Genomic DNA, 13,729 nt, shown 5'->3' on the forward strand with positions numbered 1-13,729 from the left:
GAGTGCTCACCTTCCTTGGGGCTGTCCTCGGGGTGGGGCTGCCCGGGGTGACCGAGCGGCCGGCTCTGCTTCCACCGTCTGATCGGCTGTCCGGGTACCCCGCCCGGGTCAGCACGCATCACCTCCCGTCAGAGCAGCCGTCGCCACGGCAGATGGGGCGCGGCCCGTACCGGGGCGGCCGCGGCCAGCCCGGCGCGACGGCGTCCGCGAAGGCGACGGCCGCGGCGGTGTGCCCCGAGGGGAACGACGAGCTGTCCGGGCGCTCCCGGAGTTCCTCCGGCGGGACCCATTCCCGGGGTGGCCGACGCCGTCGAATGGCTGTGGCCGTCGCCCACCACAGCTTGGTGTGCTCGGCAGGCTCCCGCACCGCCGGCGCGAGCCGCCGCACCCAGGGTGGCCCCGACCCGATCGTCCGCCTGGCCAGCCGGCGGTCCCCATCGTGAAGATCCGCCATCGTTCCCATGACCAGCCGACTTCCCGTTCAGGGCCAGGTCACACCGGTGCCGTGAACGATTCGGCCCGGCACCCCGAAGAACCTGGAGCGGTCCTGCACGAGGCCCGCGGCGGTGCCGTCCCCACCACCTCAGGTTCCAAGACGGCGGCGATCCTCCTCGTCCCACTTGCGGGTGTCGCGCGGCTGTACGTACGGCTCCTCCTCGGCCGGCTGACCGCCTGCCACCGCGCGCTGGCGGGCCAGCTCCGCGTCGCATTCCAGGCCCAGCAGGATCGCCAGATTCGTGATCCACAGCCACACCAGGAAGATGATCACGCCCGCGAAGGTGCCGTAGGTCTTGTTGTACGAGGCGAAGTTCGCCACATACAACGCGAACCCGGCCGAGGCGATCATCCAGATCACCAGCGCCAGGAAGCTGCCCGGCGTGATCCAGCGGAACCCGCGCACCCGCGCGTTCGGTGTCGCCCAATACAGGATCGCGATCATGGTGGTGACCAGGAGCGCCAGCACCGGCCACTTCGCGATCGACCACACCGTCAGCGCCGTGTCGCCGACGCCGAGAGCGGAGCCGAGCTGCTTGGCCAGGGCGCCAGTGAACACGACGATCACCGCGCTGACCACGGCCAAGACCATCAGGACCACCGTCACGCCGACGCGGACGGGCAGTACCTTCCACACCGGCCGGCCCTCCGGGACGTCGTAGACCGCGTTGGCGGACCTGATGAACGCGGCGACATAGCCGGAGGCCGACCACACCGCGAGCAGCAGACCCACGATCGCCATGACCGAACCGATCCCGGCACTGCCCTGCATCTGCTGCACCGCACTGCTCAGGACATCCCGCGCCGCGCCCGGGGCCAGGTTCTGGATGTTGTCCAGCACCTGCTGCGACGCCGACTGCCCGACGACCCCGAGCAGAGAGATCAGTGCCAGCAGTGCCGGGAACAGCGCCAGAATGCTGTAGTAGGTCAGCGCCGCGGCCCGGTCGGTCAGCTCGTCCTTCTTGAACTCCTTCAAGGTGCCTTTCAGTACCGCTCCCCAGGAGCGCTTGGGCAGATCCGTCGGTTTGTCCGGCGCCTGCCGCTCCACCTGCTCATCCGGCCCGGCTTCAGAGGCCCGCACGGTCTCGGCCTTGTGGTCGGTCGCGCTGTGCCCGCCGTGCCTTCCATGCCGTTTCAACGTCCGTACCATTCCGAACGAGTATCCGGCTGAGTGCCGCCTATACATGGACGCAAATCTCAGCGCGGTCCTGGCTGCCCCGTGTGCGCGTCGCGCTCGGTCCTCTTGCCTGCGTGGTGTGCCCTCAGGCGTCATCATGCGGGCGAGCCGCGGCCTGATGGAATTCACTGCCCTCGGCGAAAAGATTTCGTATCGTCCGCGTCACTCAACTCTGCGAATTCAACTCGAGTCTGCAACTCCTGGATGAAATCCGCCAGGAACCCAGGGCTGACAGGCCTGTTTCCGATGCGGATCATCTGTGTCCGAAACCGTGCAGCCCGTGCTGGGATGCCGGCCGCGCTCCGATGACGTTGCCGTGCGTTGCAAACTCGGTCGACAGACGGGGCCGCGAACCACTGTGATGGCTCCGAGTGCCCGTCGCACGGAGCGGGCCGGCCACAGGAGTTGCTCTTGGTAACCGTGAGAACTGCGGACACCCGCCCCCAGATCGATGGTGCACTGGTCAGGCGCCTGGTCGACACTCAGTTCCCGCAGTGGGCGGGGCTGCCCCTGAAGCTGCTCAACCCCGCCGGCTCTGACCATGTGATCTACCGGCTGGGTGAGGAGTTGTCCGTCCGGCTGCCGCGCCATGCCGGAGCCATCGGGCAGGCCAGGAAGGAATTCGAGTGGCTGCCCCGGCTCGCGCCGCACCTTCCCCTGGCTGTCCCGGTACCGGTGGGGGTGGGCGACCCCGACTTCGGTTACCCGTGGCCGTGGGCGGTGTCCCGCTGGCTGGACGGGGAGGTGGCGACCGTCGAGGCGCTGGCCGGTTCCTCCACGGCCGCCGTTGAACTGGCTCAGTTCCTGGCCGCCTTGCAGCAGTTCGCACCCGAGGACATCCCCGCCGAGAACAGCCACGAAGACCTCACCGGCAGGCCGCTGTCCGACCGGGACCGTGCGACGCGGGTCGCCATCGCCCAGGTCGACGGCGTGTTCGACGCAGCAGCGATGACCGCACTGTGGGACGCGGCGCTGAGCGCCCCCGGATGGGACCGCCCTCCGGTGTGGTTCCACGGCGACTTCCACACCGGCAACCTGCTGACCGTCGACGGCCGCCTCAGCGCCGTCATCGACTTCGGCGGGCTCGGCACCGGTGACCCGGCCTGTGACCTGATGATCGCTTTCACGCTGATGTCGGCCGATACCCGGGCCGTCTTCCGCACCGCGCTCGAAGTGGACGACGCCACCTGGATGCGAGGACGCGGCTGGGCCCTGGCCACTGCCCTGAACGCCTACACCTCCTACGCCGCCGTCAACCCCCGGGTCGCCGAGCAGACCACCAGGCAGATCAATCAGGCCCTGATCGGCTGACAACGTTCACGGTGATCCTCGGCCCGAGCCGCTGCGGTGCCGCTCCTCGTGATCCGTCGCCTGGTGCCCGAGAACAGGGCCCCGGGCCGCCGCCGTATCGACTGGACGGGCGCCGGTCTGCTCACTGTCGGCCTCATCGCGCTGGTGAACGGACTGCTCTCCTCCGACTCGGGCGTACCGCTGTGGCAGTCCGCCGGTTCGATCGCCGTGGGGTCGCCGAACGCATCCGAGCCCTGGGCAACGGCCTGACGATCCTGCTGATCGGCGTCTCCGAGGCGGTCTTCTTCCTGGTGGTCCTCTACAACCAGGACGTACTGGACTTCACGCCGCTGGAGGGCGGCCTTGCCTGGCTCCCCTTCTGCCTGGCCTTCCTGCCCGGTGTCCTCGTGGCCGGTCAACTCCTGCCCAGGGTGGGCATGCGGACCCTTCTCGTGGTCAGCATGCTCGTGATGGCCTGCGGCATGCTGATGTTCAGCATGGTCGAGGAGGACTCCTCGGTGCAGCAGGTGGGCGGCGCGCTCGGCCTCGCCACGTTCGCGGCGATCGCGCTCGGCAGCACGCACGGCTCCCACACCGTGGAGTCGGCCGGAGGCCTCGCCGTCGACGGCGTACGCCTCGCCTTCCGCGTGGGCGCCGTGACCTTGGTGGTGGGCGCGGCTCTCAGTCTCTGGCTCATGCCCGGACGCCGCCGGGAGAAGGCAGGCAGCTAAGAGCAACCAATGGTTGCGCATCCCGGAGGGGAGGTCTACAGTGATGTGCAACCAAACGTTGCGAGATGGCGGGAGAGTGCGGTGGAGTACGGCAGCATCGAACGGGAGATCCACATCGAAGCCACGCCCGAGGTGGTCTACGAGGTCGTCAGCAGGCCCGAACATCTGCGGGAGTGGTGGCCGGACGAGGCAGAGCTGGAGCCGGTGCCCGGCGCCACCGGGGTCATCTCGTTCGGCGACAGGTCCACGCCGGAGGCGAAGGTCGTACCGATCACCGTGGTGGAGGCCGACCCGCCCCGGCGGTTCTCCTTCCGGTGGGTGTACGACGAGAGTGAGGCCGCGGCGCCGGACGACTCGCTCCTGGTGACCTTCGAGCTGGTCCCGTCGGGCGCGGGGACACTGCTGCGCTTCACCGAGGAGGGGTTCAGGGAGAAGGGCTGGGAGGTCGCCGTGCTCGAGGAGCAGTACCGCGAACACGTCACCGGCTGGGACCACTTCCTGCCCCGGCTCGTCTCGTACGTCACCCGGCTGGTGTCGACGCCGTGAGCGTCACCATCGACGACGAGCTCTGGTCGGCGGTGGGAGACCCGACCCGGCGGCGGATGCTCGACCTCCTGCTGACCGACGGCGGCGGTACTGCGACCACGCTGAGCGAGCAACTGCCGGTCACGCGGCAGGCGGTCGCCAAACACCTCGGCGTACTCGACCGGGTCGGGCTGGTGCACGTCACGCCGTCCGGACGTGAGCGCGTCTACCAGGTCGACGAGGCCCAACTCGCCCGCGCGGTCGCGCAGTTGTCGTCGGTTGGGGCGGCCTGGGATGCCCGCCTGCAGCGCATCAAGCGGATCGCCGAAGCAATTCAGCGCGGCCAGAAGGGCTGACCCGCACGAACGAGCGCGCCGCCTCATCCGGGGTGGCGCTGATGAACCGCGCCCGCATGCCCGCATGGGGGCGCCCACCCGAGGAACGAGGTATCGAGATGGTGGACATCCTGCACAGGATCGGAGTCGAGTCGTCTCCCGGCGACGTATACGAGGCCCTGACCACGGTCGACGGTCTGGCGGGCTGGTGGACGGAGGACACGGACGGCGACACCGACGTCGGGGGAGTGATCCGGTTCCGCTTCGAGCCCGGCGGGTTCGACATGAAGGTACTGGAGGCCCGGCCCGCCGAGCGCGTGCTCTGGGAGGTCGTCGACGGCCCCGAGGAGTGGATCGGCACGCACATCCGCTTCGAGCTCAAGCAGGAGGACGGCTTCACAATCGTGCTGTTCCGACACGAGGGCTGGAAGGAACCGGTGGAATTCATGCACCACTGCAGCACCAAGTGGGCGACCTTCCTGATGAGCCTCAAGAGGCTGGTCGAAACCGGCAAGGGCGAGCCCGCACCGCACGACGTCAAGATCAGCAACTGGCACTAGACCTGCCCGTCACGCCGGCCGCCTGTGCGAGCGTCAGGTGGGACGGCCCACGGGCGACCTGGTGCCGGATTCCGCGGGCATCCCGGCGGAAACCATCTGCCGCGTCCTTGCCGCTGGACGTGTCGTACGCCGATCGAAGGCCCGTACGTCCGTCATCCGCGTGTCCTCGGCAGGGGTGGCCCATGGAGTGGCATGGTCTTGGACGCTCTCTGCCGCGAGGGCCTGAGGTCGCCACACTCAGGCTCTCGCGGCAGAGGCCGGCGGGGCGGACGTCGCGGTCGCCGGCGGCGATGCGGGCTTGGTCCAGGGCGTGCTCGATGCCGTCGTTGCCGAAGGCCGCACCGTCCGGGACTCACGGTGCAGCAGCACGATCCGCTCCGGCGGGGCGATCCGCGAGTTGGTACCGGGGCTGACTCAAGTCCGGTCAATGCGGCCGGCATCAGGATGCAGAGCGGTTGATCGAATCGAGGAGCTGGAGTTCTTCCTCCGCCAGCTGCAGCGCCCCGGCCGCCACATTGGCGACGAGGTGCTCGGGGATACCCGTCCCGGGGATGGCGAGTACATGTGCGCCTTGCCGCAGGATCCATGCCAGGCGAACCTGCGCCGCTGAGGCACCGTGCGCGCGGGCGACGGCGAGGACCTCGTCGTGCTCGGCCCGGACTGCTCCGGCCTCGCGGCCCTTCCCGGCGACGGAGAAGAAGGGCACGAACGCGATGCCACGGGCTGCGCATTCGCGGAGCATCTCATCCCCGTCGGCTGCATCGATGCCGTAGGGGTTCTGGACGCACACCACCGGTGCGATTGCCTGGGCCTGGGCCAGGTGCTCCGGTCGGGCGCTGGAGATGCCGAGGTGGCGGACGAGTCCAGCGTCGCGCAGCTCGGTGAGGGCCCCGAAGTGCTCGCTGATGTCGTCTTGGCCCATGAGGCGCAGGTTGACCAAGTCGAGGTGATCGCGCCCGAGTTGGCGCAGGTTCTCCTCGACCTGGCCACGCAGTTGCTCGGGTCGAGCCGAGGTGGCCCAGTCGCCGTCGGCATCCCTGGCTGGGCCGACCTTGGTGGCGATGACGAGATCGTCCGGGTACGGCGCCAGCGCCGAGTTGACCAGTTCGTTGGCGGAACGTAACCGGGAGAAGTAGAAGGCGGCGGTGTCGATGTGGTTGACGCCGAGTTCTACGGCGCGGCGGAGCACGCGGATCGCCTGGCTGCGGTTGCTGGGCGTGCCCTGGTGAAAGGCGCTGCTGCCGGTCAGGCGCATGGCCCCGAAACCGATTCGGTTGACCTTGAGGTCACCGAGCATCCACGTGCCGGCTGCCGCCGCCGAGACATGCGCGACGTCATCTTTTTCCATCAGTTCCATCAGCTCCCTCGGCTCCATCCGATGGGCCATCGCCCAGCAGTCGTTCAGGCGTGGCGATCCTGGAGTATGCGCAGGTGACAGGCATGGCTGGAAGGCGCGGAGCGTTGGGGGAATGTCACAGCGCGAACGGGAACCCTGACTAGGCACTCCGAGTTGGTATCGGTGAAGCGTCCGCCCATGAGCGCCCTTGTTCAAGGCGCGCTTACCGTACGGGTGGCCTTCTCCGGAATCACGTGCCGGATGCCGCACAACTCACGCCCCTTGCGGGGCAGCACCTAAAATTCCGTCCACAATCACGCAACGGCCGGCGAAGGGAAACTCGTGGAGCGGGAGTGCTGGTTCTGCCGGGAGGCCACGCCGGCGTCATGGCACGACCGCGTCCTGGGGTTGCACAAGGATTCCGAAACCACCATGACCCCATGGATCGTCGTCCTGCGCACCACCTGGCGTGTGGAAATCGTCTCCGTGCCACGCTGTGCCCGCTGCCATACCGGACACCAGATCGAGCAGACCACGGCGGTGCTCTCCATAGCCGCGTTGATCGCCTACGCCGCCAGCGGCCAGCTGGACCGGCTGCTCGGCATTCTGTCGGCTTCGGCCGGAGAGCGGACAGTCGCGGCGATCTGGGCGGCCGTCGCCTGCCTGCCGGGGCTCGGATGGATCGCCATCCGGCAGGGCCGGCTGCCGTGGCGGCGCCTGGCGCCCCGCCGTCTGGGCTACGCCCGCCACCACCCGGAGTATCTGCAGCTCCGGGAAGAAGGCTGGAAGCCCAGGTCGGGCCCCCTCCACTACTGGCACGGTCCGCCGAACCCCCATCACCCTCCGCCGCCGAGCCGTCCCCGACGGCTGATCGCGGGCTTCCTCGAGCTTGTCGGAGCAGCCTGCGTCATCGCCATCCCCGTCACCTACTTCCAGGGCTATGAAGAACTGGCCGGAGGTTTCATCGTGGCAACGGGAGGGCTGTTCTTCGTGTCCTCGAAGATCAGACCCGAGGACTGATCGCCGTAGTGGCGTCGCCCCCGTCCGGCGAGGTGGGATGGGGAGCGTATCGAGTCGTGATCAATCTGCGGGATTCGCCCTCACGGTGGGCCCCGACCGGTAGATCCTCTTGCGTGACGCGAGTGCAACTGACGGACGACGAGGGGGAGTTCATCAGGCCGTACCTGCCGATCGGCGAGTACGGCCCGTACCCCGAGCGGCTGCGGGCAGCAGTTCGAGGGTGTGATCTGACGGTTCAAGACCGGCGGGCAATGGCGGGAGATGCCGCAGGAGTTCGGCGCCTGGTCGACCGTCCACAACCGCTTCCGGCAGTGGCCTGACGCGGGCGTCTTGGAGGCCCTGCTGGAGGGCCTGATCGCGTCCGGGGCGGGAGTTGCCCCTACTGTTTCCGCCATGGATCTCTACGGAGCCTTCCGGGCGGAGGCGATCGAGCAGGGCGTCTCGTCTGCGGATGTCGACACGTACCTGGCGGATGGACGCCCTTGCCTACGTCTGGGGCGCGGACCCGGACCGGTCGCCGGATGGGTAGGTGGACTGCCGGTGCTTCCCGACGGTGTGGCGTGGCCGCGCGCCGACGGCAGGGACCACGATGTCGAGGCCGAGCCCTTCCCGCTGGCTGTCACCATCGACTTGGCGGCCTTGCCCTGGGAGGGGTTACGGGAGGCACTGCCGTTCACGCTGCCGGCCACCGGTCTCCTGCAACTGTTCTACCTGTATTCCCAGGATCCGCTCAGCCAGCGCTGCACCGGGGAGGAGGAAGCTCTCGGATTCGTTCGAGTGATTCACGTTCCCGACCCGGGCCTGGCCGAGCAGCGTGCCGTTCCCGAATACGCTCATGCGGAGAAATGGCCGGTCCCGGTACACGAGCGTGTCGAACTGCGGGCAGCACTGCGGATCGACATTCCGGGATTCGACCCCGATTACGGCATAGAGAAGCCGGGACTGCCGGCGGACCACCCGCACGCCGCTGTCCTGAAGGACCTGACGCTGCGTTTTCTGCCGGTTGGTCCGTGGTGGGAGGGCGTCCAGGTCGGCGGCCACGCGTGGGGCGAGCAATGGGAGTGCGAAGACGTGATCGCCGCGGAGTTGGCACCACCGGGGGAGGACAGTTCCAGCAAGGCCAGGCAGGAGCGTAAGCAGCAGGTGTATCGCGAGTGGCTGCCTCTGGCTCAGTTCAGCGTGCAGGACGCGAAATACACCAATGCCCGGCTGATGATCCGCCGGGAGGACCTGGCGGCGGCCCGCTTCGACCGGCTGCGTTCTTATCAGGAGTTCACCGAATGAGGCGCCGGCGCAGCCTGCACGGACGGCAAGAGACAATTCGATCTGGTGTCCCACCGCGGTCCATAAGTGAATCGCTCCGGGCCTGCTCGCGGAAGCCGGTAGCCGCCCAGCCACCGCACGTTCGCAGCACCGCCTCCGGCGCGCCCACCCGTTGGAAGCCCCCCGGAGATCTGGGAGGCGATCTTCGCGGTCCACGCCGAACTGCGGGGCCGGTCCCGAGTCGGTCCCGAGTCGGGATGGCCACCCGCACCCGCCTGATCCCTCCGGACGTACGCGAGATCTACGGGCCCGACCTGCACGTCCCCTCTTCGGTATGGTCCGGGCATGTGCTGGTCGACCGTCCCGGGCAGGTGGTCGCGCTGGACACCACGGCGCCGAACTCCTGCGGAAACTCCCGCCACTGCCCGCCGGTCTTCAACCGCCAGGTCACACCCTCGAACTGCTGCCGCAGCCGCTCGGGGTACACCGTCTCCCACGACCCGTACCGCTCGGGCATGTCCCGCCACGGTATGCCCGTACGAGTCCGGAGCCGTATCCCGTTGAACAGCTGCCGTTTCGTGTGCACCGGTCACCGACCGGGCTTGATGCCCTTCGGCAACAGCGGTTCCAGCACCGCCGACTGCGCATCCGTCCGTTCGCCCCGAGCTATGAGGGGTGGTCATGACACGACCTTGATCCACTTTTGAAAGCAGACCCTAGCGGGGTGTGAGGCCGTCGATGATCAGGGTGAGGGTGAAGTCGAAGCGGTCGTGGTTTTCGCCGGCGGTGAGTTCGGCGGCGTGGCGGGTGGTGTGGGGGAAGGTTTCCGCGGGCAGGGCGGTGAGCCGGCGCAGCAGTTCGTTCCGGTCGTGGACCCAGATGGTGTCGTCGTGTGCTGCTCGCTGGCGGGCGATGGATGCTTCGAGGCAGTGGGCGGCCACGTACAGCAGGAGGGCGTCGGTGGCCCAGGCGGCGGCCTGCGGGGAAACGCCGCCGGCGAGCAGGACCGCCAGCATGCCTTCGCTGACGCGCAGCGTGTCGAGGCTGGTGGGGGCCATGGCGAGCGCGGCGCGGGAGATGCCGGGGTAGGCCAGGTACTGGTCGCGCAGCTGGGTGCACACGCTGCGGATCTGCTCCCGCCAGGCCGCAGGGTCGGGCTCGGGCAGGGCGAGTTGGGCGCACAGCCGGCCGATGAGCAGTTCGTCGAGGTCGGCCTTGTTGACGACGTGGGCGTAGAGCGAGGCGGGACCGGTGTCGAGGGCGCCGGCCAGGCGGCGCATCGTCAGTGCCTCGTAGCCCTCGGTGGCGATGACGGCCAGTGCGGTGTCGATGACCTGTTCCACGGTGATCGGGGCCTTGCGGCGCCGCGGCCTGGGGCCGGCCTCGGCCTCGGTGGTGGGCGGCTGGTGGCGTGCCGCGCGTCGCTCTCTGGGGTTCACCAGGCCACTATAACTTGACACGAACACCGCTCGTTTGTAGAACGCTGTTCGTGACAGCGAACATGGATCAGGATGTGGACGTGACCGTGGTCGGAGCCGGGCCGGTGGGCCTCGTGCTCGCCGCGGAACTGGCGCTCGCCGGGGCGACGGTGCAGATACTCGAGCGGCGGGCCGAGCCGGACGAGGCCATGAAGGCGCAGTCGATCAACCTGCCGACGGCCGAGGCCCTCGACCGCCGAGGCCTGCTGCCGGCCGCCGAGGCGGTGCAGCGCGAACTGCTCGAACGCGTGGGGTCGTTCGCCCGCACGGCCGACGATCCACCACTCGGTGGCGGTTGCGCGCCCGAACCACGGTTCACCGGGCATTTCGCGGGGGTGGTCCTCGACGCCGACCTCGTGGACTGGTCGGATCCCGACCTCGCCGCGCACACCGTGGCCGAGGGCGCGAGGATGGTGCCGCAGCGCGAGCTGGAGGCGCTGCTCGCCGCGCACGTCGCGCGACTCGGCGTACCGGTGCGTCGCGGGGTGGAAGTCACCGCGCTGGACGACACCGGCGACGGCGTACTCGTCGGCACGAGTGCCGGTACGCTGCGCACCGCATGGCTGGTCGGGTGCGACGGCGGGCACAGCACCGTGCGCCGCCTCGCGGACATCGGCTTCTCCGGTACCGACCCCGAACTCACCGGGTACCAGGCGATCGCCGACATCGCCGACCCTTCGATGCTCGGACACGGCTGGACGTGGTCGCCCAAGGGGGCCTACCGCTACGGGCCCCAGCCCGGCCGGGTGGCCACCGTCGAGTTCGACGGCGCTCCCCAGGCCCGGCTGCGCTCGCGCGGTACCCCCATGGCGCCGGTCACGCTCGAGGAGGTGCAGGGCAGCCTGCGCCGGGTCTCGGGCACCGACGTCACACTGACCGCACTGCGCGCCACCCCGACCCGCTGGACCGACAACGCCCGCCAGGCGGACACCTACCGGTCGGGACGGGTGCTGCTGGCCGGCGACGCCGCACACGTTCACCCGCCGTTCGGCGGTCAGGGGCTCAACCTCGGGGTCGGCGACGCGATGAACCTCGGCTGGAAACTCGGTGCCGTGACCGCCGGTTGGGCCTCCGAAGAACTCCTCGACACCTACGACGCCGAGCGCCGTCCGCTAGGCGCCTGGGTGCTGGACTGGACGCGGGCCCAGACCGGGGTGATGCGCCCGGACGCCAAGTCGGCCGCGCTGCGCCAGGTCCTCGCCGATCTGCTGAGGACCCGGGCGGGCACGACGTACGCGGTCAAGAAGATCGCCGGCGTCACGCAAGGCATCGACCTGCCCGGCGACCATCCGCTCATCGGCCGGTTCGTCCCCGACCTGTGGCTGAGCGACGGCTCCCGCCTGGCCGACCACAGCCACAGCGGCGGCTTCGTGCTCCTCGACCGCACCGCGGACGGCACGTTCGCCCGCCTCGCCGCGGCCTGGGCAGGACGCGTCAGCTGCGTGACCGACGACCACGTGACTCCGACCGCGGTGCTCGTACGCCCGGACGGGGTCGTCGCCTGGGCCTGCGACACCACCGGCATCGCAGCCGCCACCGGCCTCGAAACCGCCCTGCACCGGTGGGCCGGCACGCCATCGTCCTAGCCACGACGGTCTGCGCCGGCGCCCCCACCTCCCCGTTACGTACGTCCACGTCTGCCGCCTCGACGCCTACGCCTCCGCTACTACGGCTTCGCGGGCCGCTGCGGCACCGGCACTGTCCCCCCGCGGGCTGCAGCCAACCCGTGCCACCGTCCGCCGCCAACGACGCGACGATGGAGCCGGATCCCATGCCCACCGGCGTCGAAACCCCGGGTGACGACAGAACGGCCGCCCCCGAGTAGACGCCCGGGCTGTGCTCGAGGTTTGGCGTGTGTCACGCAGGCAACGGGGTGGTGCGGAGGCTGGCCGCTGAGCGGACGAGTGATGCGACCGCCTGGGAGCGGGTGCTCGGCGGCCACGCGATCACCGTGGTGACGCGCGGTGCGTCGACGACGGGCACGGCGACGTGTTCGGGCCATTGCCAGGCACGGCTGGAGGCGGGGATGACGAGCAACGTCTTGCCGAGGGCCACGAGCTGAGCGAGCTGCGACTGGGTGCGCACCTCCGGTCCGGGCCCGTCCGGATAGGACCCGTCGAGCCGGGGCCACCGGGCGATCGGCAGGTCAGGCACGTCGCGAACTTCCGCCAGCGCGAGCTGATCGCGTGACGCGAGCGGATGCCCCCCGGGAAGGATCGCGACCTGGCCTTCGACGCAGAGGTCCTCGGTGTCGAACCCGGCGAGGTCGTCGTACGGGTGATGCATGAGTGCCACGTCGGCTTGCCCGTCGCGGAGCAGCCGTGCCTGCTCGCCGACCTCGCACAGGAGGACTTCGACCGGTGTCGCACCGGGTTCGCCCGCATGCGTGTCGAGGAGCCGGCGCAGCAGTTCGTGGGACGCCCCAGCCTTTGTCGCGAGCACCAGTTGCCGCTTCGGATCCCCTGCGCGCCGCGTCCGACGCGCGGCGGCCGCGACCGCGTCGAGGGCCGCTCCGGCCTCGCGGAGCAGCACGCTGCCGGCATCGGTGAGCGCCACACCACGGCGGTCCCGGTCAAGGAGCTGGACGCCGAGCCGCCGCTCCAACTGGCGGATCGCGCGCGAGAGCGGCGGCTGTGCGATTCCGAGCCGACCGGCGGCACGTCCGAAGTGCAATTCCTCGGCGACGGCTATGAAGTACCGGAGTTCGCGGGTCTCGAGATCGTCCACGCGGGCAGCCTATCGACTGATACCTGGTGAGTATCACAGCTGACTGATCCGGTATTGGACGACGAGTGCGCGGCTCGCCGAGCATGGATCGAGTGAAGGACACGAAGACCGCGCTGGTAACCGGCGGGTCGCGGTGGGGGCTCGCGACGATGCCAGGCGCAAGGAGGCCGTCGAGCATCTGCGTGCCGCGGGTGTCGACGCGTTCGGGGTCGCCCTCGACGTCACCTCAAATGACAGCGTCACCGCGGCGGCAGCGGCGATCGAGCAGACGGCGGGGCGGCTCGATGTGCTCGTCAACAACGCCGACATTGCGGGCCGGACCGACGGTGGCGCGCAGGATCCGACGACGCTCGACCTCGACGTCGTCCGCACCGTCCTCGACACCAACGTGTTCGGGGTCGTTCGGGTGACGAACGCGATGCTCCCGCTGCTCCGTCGCGCGAACTCGCCACGCATCGTCAACATGTCCAGCAACATGGGCTCGCTGACGCTGCAGACCGGCCCGATCATGGCCGCGTACGCACCGTCGAAGTCGATGCTCAACAGCGTCACGGCCCAGTACGCCCGCCAACTCTCCGACACGGACGTCATCGTGAACGCCTGCTGCCCCGGCTACGTCGCGACCGACTTCACCGGCTTCAACGCGCCGCGGACACCCGAGCAAGGTGCCGCGATCGCCATCCGGCTCGCCACACTGCCGGATGACGGACCCCGCGGCGGCTTCTTCGACGACGAGGGTGCCGTCCCCTGGTGATCCAGATGCCTCAGCTGCTCAACCTGACCATGCGAAAG

General features: G+C 69.4%; 14 protein-coding genes and 2 pseudogenes. 11 read left to right on the forward strand and 5 right to left on the reverse strand.

The genetic code is table 11. The features are described from left to right. Positions 1-583: 583 nt before the first annotated feature. Positions 584-1,645, reverse strand: coding sequence for a YihY/virulence factor BrkB family protein (locus KCH48_RS04885; protein ID WP_210570704.1), 1,062 nt, complete (start codon positions 1,643-1,645; stop codon positions 584-586). Positions 1,646-2,083: 438 nt separating this feature from the next. Here KCH48_RS04885 and KCH48_RS04890 point away from each other — a divergent pair, with 438 nt between their 5' ends. From KCH48_RS04890 to KCH48_RS04915, 6 genes are all read left to right on the forward strand, one after another. After that, a complete protein-coding gene (locus KCH48_RS04890) occupies positions 2,084-2,983 on the forward strand; it encodes an aminoglycoside phosphotransferase family protein (protein ID WP_210570706.1) in 900 nt (299 codons plus the stop codon). A gap of 63 nt (positions 2,984-3,046) precedes the next feature. Then, a complete protein-coding gene (locus KCH48_RS04895; RefSeq protein WP_210570708.1) occupies positions 3,047-3,232 on the forward strand; it encodes a hypothetical protein in 186 nt (61 codons plus the stop codon). Further along, positions 3,166-3,693 (forward strand): hypothetical protein, encoded by a 528-nt coding sequence (locus tag KCH48_RS04900; RefSeq protein ID WP_210570710.1) that lies wholly within the window; start codon positions 3,166-3,168, stop codon positions 3,691-3,693. The genes KCH48_RS04895 and KCH48_RS04900 overlap by 67 nt, the downstream gene beginning before the upstream one ends. Positions 3,694-3,774: 81 nt before the next feature. Then, positions 3,775-4,239, forward strand: a complete 465-nt coding sequence (locus KCH48_RS04905; protein ID WP_210570711.1) for an SRPBCC family protein — start codon at positions 3,775-3,777, stop codon at positions 4,237-4,239. Continuing rightward, on the forward strand, positions 4,236-4,574 hold the full coding sequence (locus KCH48_RS04910; protein WP_210570713.1) for a metalloregulator ArsR/SmtB family transcription factor: 339 nt from the start codon (positions 4,236-4,238) through the stop codon (positions 4,572-4,574). Before KCH48_RS04905 ends, KCH48_RS04910 begins: the two co-directional genes overlap by 4 nt. A 41-nt stretch (positions 4,575-4,615) precedes the next feature. Continuing rightward, entirely contained in the window at positions 4,616-5,113 is a 498-nt protein-coding gene (locus KCH48_RS04915) for an SRPBCC domain-containing protein (protein ID WP_246884720.1), read from the forward strand. A 439-nt stretch (positions 5,114-5,552) separates the two neighbouring features. On the opposite strand, the gene KCH48_RS04920 is transcribed toward KCH48_RS04915, so the two are convergent. After that, the gene (locus tag KCH48_RS04920) at positions 5,553-6,461 is read right to left on the reverse strand and encodes an oxidoreductase (protein WP_210570715.1); all 909 of its coding nucleotides are present in this window, start codon (positions 6,459-6,461) and stop codon (positions 5,553-5,555) included. A gap of 420 nt (positions 6,462-6,881) precedes the next feature. On the opposite strand from KCH48_RS04920, the gene KCH48_RS04925 reads away from it, so the two are divergent. The 3 genes and pseudogenes from KCH48_RS04925 (at position 6,882) to KCH48_RS04930 (ending at position 8,753) form a co-directional block, all read left to right on the forward strand. After that, a complete protein-coding gene (locus KCH48_RS04925; protein WP_246884721.1) occupies positions 6,882-7,469 on the forward strand; it encodes a hypothetical protein in 588 nt (195 codons plus the stop codon). A gap of 246 nt (positions 7,470-7,715) precedes the next feature. Then, positions 7,716-7,799 (forward strand): annotated as a pseudogene (locus tag KCH48_RS42845) (transposase); the annotation flags it as partial. A 63-nt stretch (positions 7,800-7,862) separates the two neighbouring features. After that, positions 7,863-8,753: a DUF1963 domain-containing protein gene (locus KCH48_RS04930; RefSeq protein WP_282615113.1), complete on the forward strand. Its 891-nt coding sequence runs from the start codon at positions 7,863-7,865 to the stop codon at positions 8,751-8,753. 460 nt (positions 8,754-9,213) lie between these two features. Here KCH48_RS04930 and KCH48_RS42010 read toward each other — a convergent pair. After that, a pseudogene (locus KCH48_RS42010) lies at positions 9,214-9,306 on the reverse strand (transposase); the annotation flags it as partial. Between the two features lie 142 nt (positions 9,307-9,448). Then, on the reverse strand, positions 9,449-10,171 hold the full coding sequence (locus KCH48_RS04940) for a TetR/AcrR family transcriptional regulator (protein WP_210570721.1): 723 nt from the start codon (positions 10,169-10,171) through the stop codon (positions 9,449-9,451). A gap of 62 nt (positions 10,172-10,233) precedes the next feature. On the opposite strand from KCH48_RS04940, the gene KCH48_RS04945 reads away from it, so the two are divergent. Beyond that, positions 10,234-11,796: an FAD-dependent monooxygenase gene (locus tag KCH48_RS04945; RefSeq protein ID WP_210570945.1), complete on the forward strand. Its 1,563-nt coding sequence runs from the start codon at positions 10,234-10,236 to the stop codon at positions 11,794-11,796. 271 nt (positions 11,797-12,067) lie between these two features. On the opposite strand, the gene KCH48_RS04950 is transcribed toward KCH48_RS04945, so the two are convergent. Beyond that, complete coding sequence (locus tag KCH48_RS04950) at positions 12,068-12,937, reverse strand: LysR family transcriptional regulator (protein ID WP_210570723.1); 870 nt, start codon at positions 12,935-12,937, stop codon at positions 12,068-12,070. Positions 12,938-12,980: 43 nt separating this feature from the next. Here KCH48_RS04950 and KCH48_RS04955 point away from each other — a divergent pair, with 43 nt between their 5' ends. After that, positions 12,981-13,691: an SDR family NAD(P)-dependent oxidoreductase gene (locus KCH48_RS04955; RefSeq protein ID WP_374104653.1), complete on the forward strand. Its 711-nt coding sequence runs from the start codon at positions 12,981-12,983 to the stop codon at positions 13,689-13,691. The last annotated feature ends 38 nt before the right edge of the window (positions 13,692-13,729 follow it).

It is taken from the genome of Streptomyces sp. GESEQ-4 (assembly GCF_017948455.1).
In the GTDB taxonomy this organism is placed as follows: Bacteria; Actinomycetota; Actinomycetes; order Streptomycetales; family Streptomycetaceae; genus Streptomyces.

Coding starts and splice junctions, on each gene's coding strand:
- KCH48_RS04915 (WP_246884720.1), top strand. CDS start 4,616: ATGAACCGCGCCCGCATGCCCGCATGGGGGCGCCCACCCGAGGAACGA.
- KCH48_RS04885 (WP_210570704.1), bottom strand. CDS start 1,645: ATGGTACGGACGTTGAAACGGCATGGAAGGCACGGCGGGCACAGCGCG.
- KCH48_RS04945 (WP_210570945.1), top strand. CDS start 10,234: ATGGATCAGGATGTGGACGTGACCGTGGTCGGAGCCGGGCCGGTGGGC.
- KCH48_RS04920 (WP_210570715.1), bottom strand. CDS start 6,461: ATGGAAAAAGATGACGTCGCGCATGTCTCGGCGGCGGCAGCCGGCACG.
- KCH48_RS04930 (WP_282615113.1), top strand. CDS start 7,863: ATGGATCTCTACGGAGCCTTCCGGGCGGAGGCGATCGAGCAGGGCGTC.
- KCH48_RS04925 (WP_246884721.1), top strand. CDS start 6,882: ATGACCCCATGGATCGTCGTCCTGCGCACCACCTGGCGTGTGGAAATC.